General features: G+C 75.5%; 13 protein-coding genes. 6 read left to right on the forward strand and 7 right to left on the reverse strand.

What is annotated here, in order from left to right; all coding sequences use genetic code 11:
* Positions 1-87 precede the first annotated feature (87 nt).
* Positions 88-840 carry a PAQR family membrane homeostasis protein TrhA gene (gene trhA, locus ACWHYA_RS01890; protein WP_425939410.1) on the forward strand — a complete coding sequence of 251 codons (753 nt, stop codon included), beginning with the start codon at positions 88-90 and terminating at the stop codon, positions 838-840.
* A 53-nt stretch (positions 841-893) separates the two neighbouring features.
* On the opposite strand, the gene ACWHYA_RS01895 is transcribed toward trhA, so the two are convergent.
* Together ACWHYA_RS01895 and mca are read right to left on the reverse strand one after the other, a co-directional pair.
* Positions 894-1,178, reverse strand: coding sequence for a hypothetical protein (locus ACWHYA_RS01895; protein ID WP_425939409.1), 285 nt, complete (start codon positions 1,176-1,178; stop codon positions 894-896).
* The gene (gene mca / locus ACWHYA_RS01900) at positions 1,175-2,236 is read right to left on the reverse strand and encodes a mycothiol conjugate amidase Mca (protein WP_425939408.1); all 1,062 of its coding nucleotides are present in this window, start codon (positions 2,234-2,236) and stop codon (positions 1,175-1,177) included. Before mca ends, ACWHYA_RS01895 begins: the two co-directional genes overlap by 4 nt.
* A 134-nt stretch (positions 2,237-2,370) precedes the next feature.
* On the opposite strand from mca, the gene ACWHYA_RS01905 reads away from it, so the two are divergent.
* Complete coding sequence (locus ACWHYA_RS01905; protein WP_425939406.1) at positions 2,371-2,844, forward strand: DUF4307 domain-containing protein; 474 nt, start codon at positions 2,371-2,373, stop codon at positions 2,842-2,844.
* A 54-nt stretch (positions 2,845-2,898) separates the two neighbouring features.
* Here ACWHYA_RS01905 and greA read toward each other — a convergent pair whose 3' ends face one another.
* The 4 genes from greA to ACWHYA_RS01925 all read right to left on the reverse strand — a co-directional run bounded on the left by greA (position 2,899) and on the right by ACWHYA_RS01925 (position 6,588).
* Positions 2,899-3,393: a transcription elongation factor GreA gene (gene greA, locus ACWHYA_RS01910; protein ID WP_425939404.1), complete on the reverse strand. Its 495-nt coding sequence runs from the start codon at positions 3,391-3,393 to the stop codon at positions 2,899-2,901.
* Positions 3,394-3,624: 231 nt separating this feature from the next.
* Positions 3,625-4,854 carry a threonine ammonia-lyase gene (ilvA, locus tag ACWHYA_RS01915; protein ID WP_425939402.1) on the reverse strand — a complete coding sequence of 410 codons (1,230 nt, stop codon included), beginning with the start codon at positions 4,852-4,854 and terminating at the stop codon, positions 3,625-3,627.
* 34 nt (positions 4,855-4,888) lie between these two features.
* On the reverse strand, positions 4,889-6,259 hold the full coding sequence (locus ACWHYA_RS01920) for a glutamate mutase L (protein WP_425939400.1): 1,371 nt from the start codon (positions 6,257-6,259) through the stop codon (positions 4,889-4,891).
* Positions 6,256-6,588, reverse strand: a complete 333-nt coding sequence (locus tag ACWHYA_RS01925; RefSeq protein WP_425939398.1) for a hypothetical protein — start codon at positions 6,586-6,588, stop codon at positions 6,256-6,258. The genes ACWHYA_RS01920 and ACWHYA_RS01925 overlap by 4 nt, the downstream gene beginning before the upstream one ends.
* A 54-nt stretch (positions 6,589-6,642) precedes the next feature.
* Between ACWHYA_RS01925 and msrA the strand changes: the two genes are divergently transcribed.
* Positions 6,643-7,323: a peptide-methionine (S)-S-oxide reductase MsrA gene (msrA, locus tag ACWHYA_RS01930; protein ID WP_425939396.1), complete on the forward strand. Its 681-nt coding sequence runs from the start codon at positions 6,643-6,645 to the stop codon at positions 7,321-7,323.
* Positions 7,324-7,402: 79 nt separating this feature from the next.
* Here the strand turns inward: msrA and ACWHYA_RS01935 are convergent, their stop codons facing one another.
* Complete coding sequence (locus ACWHYA_RS01935; protein ID WP_425939394.1) at positions 7,403-8,308, reverse strand: hypothetical protein; 906 nt, start codon at positions 8,306-8,308, stop codon at positions 7,403-7,405.
* 162 nt (positions 8,309-8,470) lie between these two features.
* Between ACWHYA_RS01935 and ACWHYA_RS01940 the strand changes: the two genes are divergently transcribed.
* From ACWHYA_RS01940 to ACWHYA_RS01950, 3 genes are read left to right on the forward strand one after another with little or no spacing between them, the layout of a single operon-like run.
* The gene (locus tag ACWHYA_RS01940) at positions 8,471-9,493 is read left to right on the forward strand and encodes a 3-oxoacyl-ACP synthase III (RefSeq protein ID WP_425939392.1); all 1,023 of its coding nucleotides are present in this window, start codon (positions 8,471-8,473) and stop codon (positions 9,491-9,493) included.
* 38 nt (positions 9,494-9,531) lie between these two features.
* Positions 9,532-12,303 (forward strand): alpha/beta fold hydrolase, encoded by a 2,772-nt coding sequence (locus ACWHYA_RS01945; protein ID WP_425939390.1) that lies wholly within the window; start codon positions 9,532-9,534, stop codon positions 12,301-12,303.
* Positions 12,303-13,313 (forward strand): NAD-dependent epimerase/dehydratase family protein, encoded by a 1,011-nt coding sequence (locus tag ACWHYA_RS01950; RefSeq protein ID WP_425939388.1) that lies wholly within the window; start codon positions 12,303-12,305, stop codon positions 13,311-13,313. The genes ACWHYA_RS01945 and ACWHYA_RS01950 overlap by 1 nt, the downstream gene beginning before the upstream one ends.
* The last annotated feature ends 17 nt before the right edge of the window (positions 13,314-13,330 follow it).

The raw sequence follows: 13,330 nt of genomic DNA on the forward strand, positions 1-13,330 counted from the left end.
AAACCTACTCGGCACGCCTGGGGCCGGCGTGGACGAGCACGAACCTACGCCTACGTAACCTACGGTTGCGTAGGTTAGGCTGGAGGAATGACGCGCGAACCACGGGCCGCCCGGCACACGGCGCACGACGTCGCCCAGCAGGCGCACGAGGCGGTGGACGCCGCCGGCGAACGGGTCGAGCAGCTCGTCGACCAGCTCAAGCCGCACCTGCGGGGGTGGCTACACCTGGGCATGGTGCCGGTCAGCGTCGCGGCGGCCCTCGTCCTCGTCCTGCTCGCCCGCACCCCGGCCGAGCGGGCGGCCACGGCCGCCTTCGGCATCACCGCGGTGCTGCTGTTCGCGACGTCGGCCACCTACCACCGGGGGCGCTGGTCCCCCCGCACGGCCATCGTCCTGAAGCGGCTGGACCACGCCAACATCTTCCTCATCATCGCCGGCACCCACACGCCCTTCGCCGTGATGCTGCTCCCGCCGGGCCAGGCCCGCACCCTCCTGATCGTCGTCTGGAGCGGCGCCGTGGCAGGGGTGCTCTTCCGGGTGTTCTGGACCGGCGCCCCCCGCTGGCTCTACACCCTGGTCTACGTCGCCCTGGGGTGGGTAGCCGTCTTCTTCCTCGTCCCCTTCTGGCGCACCGGCGGACCGGTGATCGTCGGCCTCATCGCCGCCGGCGGGCTCCTCTACACGGTGGGGGCCGTGGTGTACGCCGCCAAGCGCCCCGACCCCTCACCGCGGTGGTTCGGATTCCACGAGGTCTTCCACGCCTTCACGGTCGCGGCCTTCTCCTCGCACTGGGTCGCCGCCCTGCTGGCGGTGCTGGGCGTCCGCGCGTCCGCGGCCTGAGGGATCCGGCGGCCGGGGCCGTCCGACGGCCCCGCCCACGGTGCCCGGAGGGCTCAGGCGAGCGGGTCGCGCTCCGCGCCGCCCACCGGGCTCCCGGTGCCGGCAGGACCGGTGGGACCGGTGGGCCTGGGTCCCTCCGGCCGCCTCGCCCCCTCGGGTGCCTCGGCCGCCTCGGCCCGCTCGCGCAGGACCGCTGCGACCCGCTCCTCCTCGCGCAGCCGCATCCGGCGCAGCCGCCGGGTGAGGTCGCGTCCGAGCAGCCAGATCGCGATCATCAGGCCGAAGAGGACGAGGAAGCCGCCCATCCCGGCGGTGATCTCCACCGACGTCGTGTTCATCCGGCGTGTCCCTCCTCGCTGCGCATGTCGTCCTGGCCGTCCCCGTCCGCGTCCTGCGGGGCGGTGGAGCGGGCGTCCACGTCCGGCCGGTCCCCGTCGGCCGGCAGCGGCGGCTGCCCGGTGTAGGCGAGCACCAGCTCGCCGTCCGCGTCGCGCCCGGGGGCACGACGGCATACCTCGTCGGGGTCCGGCAGCTCGCGGACGCCGGCGAACAGGTCCGCCTCGGGGATCTCGACCGGCACGAGCGAGCGGGCCAGCTCGAACTCCTCGGTCGGCCAGACCCGCTGCTGGACCTCCAGCGGCACGACGAACCAGTGACCGTCGGGATCGACCTGGGTGGCGTGCGCGCGCAGGGCGTCGTCCCGCTGGGAGAAGTGGTCGGCGCAGTCGATCCGCGTCGTCAGCACGCGGCGCGGCCGGCGTCGGATGTTGGCCAGCCAGTCGGCGAAGGGCGCCTCGTGCCCGGCCTCGACCATGGCCTCGTCCAGCCGTTCCATCCGCTCGGGGGACCAGCCGTTGTAGTAGACCTTCAGCGGCTGCCACGGCTCACCCGCGTGGGGGTATGCCGCGGGGTCGCCGGCGGCGCGGAAGGCCGCCATCGTCACCACGTGGGTCTGGACGTGGTCGGGGTGCGGATAGCCACCGTTCTCGTCGTAGGTCGTCAGCACGTGGGGGCGGAACTCCCGGATCACCCGCACGAGCGCCTCGGTCGTCGCGTCCAGCGGCTCGAGGGCGAAGCAGCCCTCCGGCAGCGGCGGCAGCGGGTCGCCCTCGGGCAGGCCCGAGTCGACGAAGCCGAGCCAGGTGTGGCTCACCCCGAGCACCTCGGCCGCCCGGGCCATCTCCCGCCGGCGGACCCGGGAGATGTCCCGCAGGATGTCGGCGTCGTCCTTGAGCTTCTCGTTGAGGATGTCGCCCCGCTCGCCCCCGGTGCACGAGACCACGCGCACCTGCACCCCCTCGGCGGCGTAGCGGGCCGAGGTCGCCGCCCCCTTGGACGACTCGTCGTCGGGGTGGGCGTGCACGGCCATCAGGCGCAGTCCCTGCGGCGTGGTCATCAGGCTCCTTCGCGGTGGTCGGGCCGGGCGGCACCCGGTCGACGTCATGACGGACAATGGGCTGGTGCCGGGCGCCCGCCGGGCGCACCGGCTCGCCTCCATCCTCTCACCCGCGCACGGCAGGACCGACCCACGTGACCAGCAGCAGCCCGTCCCCCGGCCGTCCCCGTCGCGCTCCCGCGGGGCCGGTCGGACCCTCCGAGGAGGAGCTGGACGGCCTGCCGCCCCGGTCCACGCAGGCGCAGCGCCGTCGGTGGTGGATCGTCGGTGGCACCGCCGTCACGGTCATGGTCGGGCTCGCCGTCTGGTTCGGGCTGTCCGCGACCGTGGGCCGGGTGCACTGGGTCAGCACGGGGCACGAGGTCGTCTCCGAGGCCCAGGTCGACGTCCGCTTCGACCTGCGCCGCGACCCCTCCCGCGAGGTGGTCTGCGAGCTGGAGGCGCAGGACGCCAGCCACGCGGTCGTCGGCCGCACCCAGGTCATGGTCGGCCCGTCGCCGCAGTCCCCCAGCCGTCACGTCGAGGCGGTCCGGACCGCCTCCCCGGCGATCACCGGGTACGTGGAGCGGTGCTGGTACGCCGACGAGGCGCCGCCCCGCCGCGGATGACTCCGGGCACGGGGCGACGCCTCGTGGTGGCCCGGCACGCCGGGCGGGTGGTCCTCAGGCCTGGTACGGCTTGGCCTCGACGACCTTGACCTCGATGGTCTTGCCGTTCGGTGCGTCGTAGCTCACGGTGTCCCCCGGCTTGGCGCCCATGAGGGCCGCGCCCAGCGGCGACTTCTCGCTGTAGACGTCCAGGTCCTCGCCCTCGTCGATGATCTCGCGGGAGCCGAGCAGGAAGGTCTCGGTGTCGCCGAACATCTCGACGGTCACGACCATGCCGGGCTCGACGATCCCGTCGTCGGCGGGCGAGGTGCCCACGACCGCGTTCTGCAGGAGGTGCTCGAGCTGGCGGATGCGGGCCTCCATCTTGCCCTGCTCCTCCTTGGCGGCGTGGTAGCCGCCGTTCTCCTTGAGGTCGCCCTCCTCGCGGGCCGCCTCGATCCGGCTGGCGATGTCCGAGCGGCCCTCGCCGGTGAGCTGGGACAGCTCGGCGCGCAGGCGGTCGTAGGCCTCCTGCGTCAGGTAGCTGGCGTCCTTGGCGATGTCGGTCACGTCTCTTCCACTCCTCGTCTGGTGGGCCACGTCCCTCGGGGAGCGGCCCAAACGCAAGGTCCGGGCACGTTCTGCCCGGACCGTGGTCAACCTCCTACTGTAGTCGCCGATCGGCTGCTGGTCGAGACGGGCCGTCCAGGAACCCTCCCGCAGCCTCCCCGGGACGGGTGCCCGCCGGTTCCCCGGCCCTGGACGGGAGGCGGCTCCCGGGGGACGGGTTCGCCGCGGCGCTCAGCCGGGGTCGACGCTGTAGCCGCGGTCGAGCAGCGCCTGCCGGACCTGGGCCGAGTGCTCGTGCCCGCGCGTCTCGAGGGTGAGCGAGATGGCCACCTCGTCGATCTTCAGCAGCGGGTCCCGGCGGTGGTGCTGCACCTCGAGCACGTTGCAGGTCATCTCGGCCAGGGTGGCGAGCACCCCGGCGAGCGCGCCTGGACGGTCCGGCACGCGCACCCGCAGCTGCAGGTAGCGACCGGCCACCGTCAGACCCTGCCGCAGGATGCGCAGCAGCAGGACGGGGTCGATGTTGCCGCCGGAGAGCAGCGCCACCACCGGGCCCTCGTAGCGCCGGGCCGCCTCCTGGCCCAGCTCCATGAGGTGGGCCGTGGCGGCGGCGCCCGCGGGCTCGACGACCATCTTGGCCCGCTCGGCCAGGAGCAGGACGGCGCGGGCCAGCGCGCTCTCGCTGACCGTCTCGATCCCGTCGACGAGCTCGGAGACGAGGTGGAAGGGCACGTCGCCCGGGCGGCCGACGGCGATGCCGTCGGCCATCGTGGTCATCCGCTCGACGGCCACGGGGTGCCCGGCCGCGAGGGACCCGGGCCAGGCGGCGGCCTCCTCGGCCTGGACCCCGACCACCCGCACGTCGGGCCGCCGGGCCTTGACGGCGCGTGCGATGCCCGCCAGCAGCCCTCCACCACCGGTGCACACCAGCACCGTCCGCACGTCGGGCACCTGCTCGAGGATCTCCAGACCGCACGTCCCCTGGCCGGCGACGATGTCGGGATGGTCGAAGGGCGGGATGAACACGGCGCCGTGCTCCTGCTCGTGCCGGCGCGCGGACTCGATGCAGTCGTCGATCGTGGTGCCGACCTGGTGGACGGCGGCGCCGTAGCCCTTGGTGGCCGCCAGCTTGGGCATCGAGGCCCCGTGCGGCATGTAGACGGTCGCCTCGATGCCGAGCAGCCGGGCGGCCAGGGCCACGCCCTGGGCGTGGTTGCCCGCGCTGGCCGCCACGACGCCCCGCGCCTTCTCCTCCTCGGTGAGGCGCGCCATCCTCGTGTAGGCGCCCCGCATCTTGAACGAGCCCGCCCGCTGCAGGTTCTCGCACTTCAGGTGCACCGGCACCCCGGTGCGGTCGGTCAGCGCCTGGCTGAACTCCATCGGGGTGGGCGTCAGCACGTCGGCGAGGACCTCGCGGGCGGCGAGCACGTCCTCCAGGGTCACGTCGATGTGGTCCGGCACCCCGCCAGCGTAGCGACCCCGGAGCAGGCGCGCCTCACCCCCGGGCGAGGCTTCCGGCGAGCGCCCGCGCCAGGTCGGGGCGCACGTCGGCCAGCAGGCCGACCGCGAAGAGCAGGTATGCCGTGTCCACCCGCGCCTGCGCGCCCGGCGGAGGGGTCCAGCCACCCCCGTGGTCGTCCAGCACTGCACCCAGGACGGACGCGGCGTCCCCGGCCGCCGCGTGCCGCAGCACACCGCCCGAGCCGAGGAGCAGACGGACCTCCCTGAGGGGGCGAGGGACCTCACCGGCAGCTCCGGGCCGGCCGTGGCGGCGCGCCGCGAGGACGGCGGCCAGCGCCGCCAGCCGCAGGTCGTGGCGGCGCTCCCGGCCGTCGGCCGGCAGCACCGAGGGGTCGGCGTGGACCCGGTCCACCCACGCGAGGAGGTCCGGGTCGTCAGGACCGGCCAGCCCCTCCGCCGCCGCGGCAGCCAGCACCCCGGGAGCCCCCCAGCGCATCCCCAGGTCACCCTCGACGGTCCGGGCGTGCCACAGCGTGGCGACGACCTGCTTGCGCAGCGTGGCGTCCTCCCCGAGCGGCGTGATGACCGAGTAGACGTCGGTCGTCGCCCCGCCGACGTCCACGACCATGACGTCCTCCTCCAGGACCCGGGCCAGCACCTCCACCCCCGCGAGCACCGCGTCCGGGGTGGCCGCGCGCACGAGCCGGGCGAAGCGGGGACCGGGCGAGAGGCCCTTGCCACCGATGACGTGCCGCAGGAAGACCTCGCGGATCGCCCGCCGCGCGGGGCCGGGGTGGACCACCCCGATGCGGGGCAGCACGTTCTCGGTGGCCGTGACCCTCCGGCCCGTCGCCGACAACTCGTGGACCGCCTCCTCACGGGCGTCGGCGTTGCCCGCCACCACGACCGGGGCCGCGACCCGGGCCCGGGCCAGCCGCCGCGCGTTGTGCAGGAGGACCTCGGCGTTGCCGCCGTCGGTCCCGCCGACGAGCAGGACGACGTCCGGCCGGTCCGCCCGCAGCGCCGCGACGCCGGCCGTGCGCAGCGGGCCGGCCGACACGTGCACCACCCGCCCGCCGGCGGAGAGGGCGACCCGGTGGCCCGCCTCGGCGGTGACCGCCCGCTCGTAGCCCACGACGGCCAGCCGCAGACCTCCGCCCGCGCTCGAGCAGACCAGGACCCGTCCGTCCCTGCCCGCCCCGGGGGCGGACGGGTCCGGCACCGGCCGGCCGGACCGGTCGGTCAGGCAGCGGTGGGCGGCGGCGACCCCGTCGAGGACGTCGCGGCCGGGGCCTGCCGTGGTCGGCACGGACACGCGGTCGAGCAGGCCGCCTCCGTCGTCGACCAGGGCGGCCTTGGTGAACGTGGACCCGACGTCGACGAGAAGGGTGGTCCCGGTCCTCACAGGAGCGCGGTCAGGAGCGCGACGAGCAGCCACACGACGGCGACGCCGACGAGCAGGCCGCCCCACAGGACCGTGCGCCGGGCGGACAGCTCGGCGGCCCGGTCCCCCTCCGCGCCGAAGCCGTCCTCGGTCCCCACGTCGCTGGACCCGGGCGGCCCGCCGAAACCGGCCCGGACCTGGCGGGCGTCCGCGAGCGCCGACCGGCCCCGCAGGAGCAGCAGGACGCCGACGACCAGCAGGGCGAGCGGCACGCCGACACGCAGCAGCCAGTCGCCGGTGGCCCAGGTCCCGGGGGCCATGAGGGGCAGGGGCGCGGCGAGGAGCGGCATGGGAGGCAAGGTGCCACACCCGGTCCCCGGGCGCCACCCGTGGGAGACTGGGGTATGCAGTTCACGCGCACCCTCCGCCCGCTTGCCGGCCGTTCCCACCCGCTGCCCGGCATCCCCGCCACCCACGAGGTCCTCGGCACGCCGCTGCAGGGCCCCTGGCCCGAGGGCACCGAGGTGCTCACCGTGGCCATGGGCTGCTTCTGGGGTGCCGAGCGCATCTTCTGGCAGCTGCCCGGCGTCGTGACGACGGCGGCCGGCTACCAGGGCGGCAGCACCCCGAACCCCACCTACGAGGAGGTCTGCTCGGGCCGCACCGGGCACACCGAGGCCGTCCTCGTCGCCTACGACCCGACCGCGACCGATCCCGAGCGGCTGCTCAAGGCGTTCTGGGAGAACCACGACCCCACCACCAAGGACCGTCAGGGCAACGACGTCGGCACGCAGTACCGGTCGGCGGTCTACTGGACCACGTCCGGGCAGGAGGCGGCCGCACGAGCCACCGCGGACGCGTTCGGGCAGGTCCTCGCCGGCGCCGGGCACGGACCCGTCGTCACCGAGCTTCGGCCGGCCCAGGAGGCGGGACCGTTCTACTACGCCGAGGCCTACCACCAGCAGTACCTGCACAAGAACCCGGGCGGGTACTGCAACCACGGGCCCAACGGCTACACCTGCCCGGTCGGGCTGCTGCGCCAGGACGAGGTCCCCGCGCAGCAGGACGTGCTCCCGCCCCGCTGACCGCCCCTGGCCGGCGCAGGTCGACCTCGTCGGTCCCGGGGCGCTGCCCCCGAGCCCTCGCCCGGGGGCTGCGCAGCCCTCAGCCCCCGGAGGTGCCCGTCGGCATCGGCTGCACGTCCTCCTCGGCGGGCGCCTCGATGTCCATCTCCTCGCCCCAGCGGTCGACGGTCATCTCGGTGACCGAGCCGGCCGTGGCGAAGGAGATGCGCCGCAGGAGGTCCTCCTCGTCGACCCAGACGTCGTAGGTGATCTCCTCGCCCATCATCGCCGAGGCCTCGGCCGCGTCCGGTCCCGTCTGACCGCTGGCGTCGAGGGCGGCGTCGGTGTCCACGACGACCTCGTAGCGCCTCAGGTCCGTCCCGTCGACGTCCTCCGTCCCCACGAACACGACCCGGCCGGCACCCTCGTCCCAGGCGTCCCAGGTCGAGGAGATGTCGATGTCCTCCAGTCCGGCACCCGTCTCGGCCAGCTGGTCCTGCGGGACCTCCACGAAGGTCCCCTCCTCGGTCACCCCGGGCATCGAGACGAACGCCGACCCGTCGACGACGATCATCCGGGTGGCTCCCAGGCCCGGCATGGTCAGCTCCGCGTCCAGCGCGGGCTGCTCCCCGCCCAGGTCGACCTCGCCCGCCATCTCCATCGTCTGGCTGCCCGTCGTCACGACCATCTGCAGCTCGTAGGTCGACATGACCTCCTCGCCGGGGGAGCGCAGCATGGCCAGGAACTCCTCGACCGGCACCTCCTCCCCCTCCGCGTGCTCCCCGTCGCCGCCATCCGCGGCCGGCGCACTGGTCTGCGCGTCGTCGCTCCCGCCGGTGGGCGCGGCGGTGTCCGCCGAGGCGTCCTCGGTGCCCGCGGCCGGCGCGGTGGTGCCCTCGTCGGCGGCGTCGTCGCCCGCGTCCCCGCCGGCACAGGCCACCAGGGAGAAGGACAGGGCCCCGGCGCTCAGCAGCGCGGCCCAACGGGTGCGGGTGGTGGTCCTCATGGTGGTCCTCATTCTCCCTCGAGGGCCGGCGCCGGACTGGCCCGACCGGTGGTCGGACCATCGTGGCACAGGGTCCTGGGACGACGGTCAGTTCTGCACAGGGCCCTGTGCTGTGCTCCAATGACATGCTCCCTGCCCTCACTCCCAGCAAGGTTCCCCACGTTGAACGGCAACGCGCACTTCCGGCACCACGACACCGTCGTCCTGTCCGTCACGGCCGTCGACGCGCCGGTGGTCAAGACGTCCGCGGACTTCGACGCCGTCATCGGCGACTCCTACCGGCGCAACGGCCTGCGCCCGGGGATGCTCGCCTCCCTCGCCGGCATCCAGGAGCGTCGCTGGTGGGGTGAGGACCAGCACTTCGTCGACGGCGCCACCGAGGCGGGCCGCCTCGCGCTGGAGCAGGCCGGCATCGACCCCGCCCGGGTCGGGCTGCTCATCAACACGTCCGTGAGCCGCAGCCACCTCGAGCCCTCGATCGCGGTCAAGGTGCACGCCGACCTGGGGCTGCCCACGCACTGCCTCAACTTCGACCTCACCAACGCCTGCCTCGGGTTCGTCAACGGCATGCAGATGGCGGCGACGATGATCGACGCCGGCCAGATCGACTACGCGCTGATCGTCGACGGCGAGGGGTCGCGCGAGCCCCAGGAGAACACCCTCGGCCGACTGTCGGGCCCCGACGCCACCGCCGAGGACATCCTGTCCCAGTTCGCCACCCTGACCCTGGGGTCCGGCGCGGCCGCGATGGTGCTCGGCCGCGCCTCCGAGCACCCCGACGGCCACCGGGTCGTGGGGGGCGCCACCCGGGCGGCCACCGAGCACCACGACCTGTGCGTGGGTGACTTCACCGAGATGCGCACCGACACCCAGGGACTGCTGGAGGGCGGGATGGGCCTGGCCACCGCCCTGTGGGAGGGCGCGCGGGAGGAGTTCGACTGGGACGACATGGACCGCTACGTGGTCCACCAGGTCTCCAAGGTGCACACCGGGCGCACGGCCGAGGCCCTGGGGCTGGACCAGTCCCGGATCCCCCTGACCTTCCCCATGCTGGGCAACGTCGGACCGGCCGCGGTGGCCATCACGCTGGCCAAGGAGGTCGACTCGCTCCGGCCGGGCGACCGGGTGCTGATGATGGGCATCGGGTCCGGTCTGAACATGACCTGCCTCGAGCTCACCTGGTGAGCCGTGGGCGCCACGGAGGACCCGTCGGGGCGAGGCCGGTGAGCGGCCGCACCAGGGGTGCCCTGCCCCAGCGCGTCCACGGTCCCGCGGGCCGGGCGGTCCAGGACCCCGCCGGTCCCGGCGGACGGGACCTGCCGGGCGTCGACCCGGCGTGGTCGCGTGTCGTCGTCGCCCCCGACGCCGAGGGGACCCCCCGCCGCTGGCACCTGCTCGACACCCACCCGGACGACGCCGTGACCGCCCGCCCCACCCTGCTGTGCGTCCACGGCAACCCGACCTGGTCCTACCTGTGGCGCCGCGTCCTCGAGCAGGCACCGGCCGGGTGGCGGGTGGTCGCCGTGGACCAGCTGGGGATGGGCTGGTCGGAGCGGCCCGACAGGCCACGCACCCTGCCCCAGCGCATCGAGGACCTCTCCCGCCTCACCGTGACGCTGGGGCTCACCGGACCGGTCGCGGTGGCGGTGCACGACTGGGGCGGGCCGGTCGGGCTGGGCTGGGCCCTGCGCCACCGGGCGCAGCTGGCCGGCCTCGTCGTGACGAACACCGCCGTCCACCAGCCCACGACCTCGGCCCCGCCGGCCGTCATCCGGCTCGCCCGGGCCCCGGGGGTCCTGGCGCAGGTGTGCCGGAGGACCCCGCTGTTCGTGCGGGCCACGACCGCCCTGTCGCTGCCGCCGCTGCCGGCGGACGTCCGCAGGGCCTTCGCCGCGCCCTACGCGACCCCGGGACGCCGGGCCGCGGTGGCCGACTTCGTCGCGGACATCCCCTTCGAGACCGACCATCCCAGCCGGCCCACCCTCGACGCGGTGGCCGCGGAGCTGGGCACGCTGGCGGACGTCCCGGCACTGATGGTGTGGGGGCCGCGCGACCCGGTCTTCGGCCAGCGCTACCTCGACGACCTGCTGACCCGCCTGCCCCACGCCGACGTGCAGCGCTGGGCCGGCGCCTCCCACCTGGTCCTGGAGGACAGGCCCCGGAGCGTGCCCCTGATCTGGGAGTGGCTGACCGAGCGGGTCGGACCGGGCACGCCAGGCGCACCGGGCGATGATGGCCCCTCCTCGCCGGGTGGGCCCGTCCACGGCCGGACCGGCCACGGCCCGGTGGACGACCCGGCGGCCGCGGTCGCCCGCGTCCCGGTGCGCGTGGACGACGCCCGTCCGGAGGCCACCGCGGTCGCCGAGCTGGGCGGAGCCGGGCGGCGGATCACGTTCGGTCAGCTGGCCGCACGGGTGGAGGAGGTGGCGGCCGGGTTCGCCGCCGGCGGGGTCCGTCCCGGGGACCGGGTCGCCGTCCTCGTTCCCCCGGGCATCGACCTCACCACCGTCGTGTACGCCCTGTGGCGCGTGGGTGCCGTCGTGGTCGTGGCCGACGCCGGGCTGGGGCTGGCCCGGCTCGGGGCCGCCCTGAGGTCGGCCGGACCCCGGCACGTCGTCGGGATCGGCCGGGCGCTCGCACTGACGGCCGTGACCCGGGTCCCCGGACGACGGTGGCGCGTGGAACCCGGTGGGGCCGGACTGGACGAGCTCGCGGCACGCGGCCGGGACGCGGGCCCGGAGGCGCGTCGGCACGCGGAGCCGGGCGGGGACCAGGACGGGGCCGTGCTCTTCACCTCCGGCGCCACGGGCCCGCCCAAGGGGGTGGTCTACACCCGCGACCAGCTCGGTGCGCAGGTGGCCCTGCTGCGGGACACCTTCGACCTCCTCCCGGGCCAGAGCCTGGTGGCCGCGTTCGCGCCGTTCGCGCTGTACGGACCGGCCCTCGGGCTGAGCAGCGCGGTGCCCGACATGGACGTCACCGCACCGCACACCCTGACCGCCCCGGCCCTGGCCGAGGCCGTCGCCGCCGTGGGTGCCGACGCCGTCTTCGCCTCGCCGGCCGCCCTGCGCAACGTGGTGGCCACCGCCGACCGGTTGGACGCCGCGCAGCGACGTGCCCTGGCCGGCCCGCGCCTGCTGATGTCCGCGGGCGCACCCGTGCCCGTCGAGCTGCTGCACCGGGTGCGTGAGGTGCTGCCGTCCGCCGCCACCCACACGCCCTACGGGATGACCGAGGTCCTCCCCGTCGCGACGCACGACCCGACCACGACGACCACCTCCACCGCCCCCTCCCCCGGTGCGGGGGTCTGCGTCGGGACGCCGGTGCCCGGGGTCGACGTGGCGCTCGCCCCGCTGCAGCACGACGGCACGCCCGCGGACGGTCTCGTCACCGGCCCCGGGGTGGTCGGGGAGATCGTCGTCCGCGGCCCGCACGTCAAGGACCGCTACGACCGGCTCTGGGCGACGCAACGGGCCAGCGCCCGGCCGGCCGGGTGGCACCGGACCGGTGACGTGGGGCACCTGGACGAGGAGGGTCGGCTCTGGGTGGAGGGACGGCTCGCCCACGTCGTCCGCACCGCCGACGGACCCGTGACGCCCTACCCGGTCGAGAACCGGGTCCGGGAGGTCCCGGGCGTGCACGACGTCGCCGTGGTGGGGGTCGGTCCCGCCGGCACCCAGCAGGTCGTGGTCGTCGTCGTGCCCCCGGGTCGGGCAGGGCCGCGCGCCCGCTGGTCTGGGGCTCCCGGCGGCGCCCGGCGGATCGCCCCGCCCGCGGTGGCGGCCGTGGTCCGGGAGCGCGCCGGGGTCCCCGTCGCGGCCGTGCTCGTCCGGGACTGGCTCCCGGTCGACGTGCGGCACGCCAGCAAGATCGACCGGACCGCCGTGGCGAGCTGGGCCGAGGGGACGCTCCACGCCTCGCCCGGGCCGGCCGCGGCCGTGGCGGCCCTGCGGTCCGCCCTGCGTCCGCGCGCCCCGCGGAGGAGGAGCCGGTGATGGCAGCCGGCCGGGTCCTGGTGACCGGGGCCAGCGGGATGCTGGGGCGGGCCGTCGCCGACCTGGCCGCGGCCCGCGGGTGGGACGTGACCGTGATGCAGCGGCGCCCGTCCGGATCGGACCATCGCGAGGTCCTCGGCGACGTCCGCGACAGGGAGGCGGTCGGACGGGCCGTGGCCGGGCACGACGCGGTGATCCACCTGGCGGCCAAGGTCGACGTCGTGGGCCCCTGGATGGACTTCGTGCGGACCAACGTGACCGGCACCCGCAACGTCGTGGAGGCGGCCCGGACGCACGGGGCCGGGCGGCTGGTGCAGGTGTCCTCCCCCTCGGTCGAGCACACGGGCCGCTCCCTGGCGGGCGCACCCGCCGGACCGGCCAGCCCGATGCGGGCCCGCGGCCACTACGCCCGCACGAAGGCGGCCGCCGAGCTGTTCGCCCTCGGCGCCGACGGTCCCGACCTGGCCGTGGTCGCCGTCCGGCCGCACCTGGTCTGGGGCCCCGGTGACACCCAGCTGGTGGGACGCATCGCCGAGCGGGCCCGGCAGGGCCGCGTGGCGCTCGTCGGGCCGGGGACGGCCCTCGTCGACACCACCTACGTCGACAACGCCGCCGAGGCGCTGGTCGCCGCCCTGGAGCACGCGGAGGACGTGCACGGGGAGGCCCTGGTGGTGACCAACGGCGAGCCGCGCCCCGTCGTCGAGCTCGTCGCCGGGATCTGCCGCGCCGTCGGCGCCCCTCCGCCGCGCCTGCACGTGCCCTTCCCGATCGCGTGGGGCGTGGGAGCCGTCGTCGAGGGTGCGGTCGTGGTCTCCGAGCGGGTCCCGGCGCTGCCGACGATCACCCAGCCGCCGCTGACCCGCTTCCTGGCCGAGCAGCTGAGCACGGCGCACTGGTTCGACCAGCGCCGCACCCGCGAGGCGCTCCGGTGGCGTCCCGCGGTGAGCGTGGACGAGGGCCTGGCGCGGTTGGCCGAGGCCTCCGCCACGGGGACGGTCCGCGCGACCTAGACTTTCCGCATACCCCC

It is taken from the genome of Ornithinimicrobium carbonis, assembly GCF_977012275.1.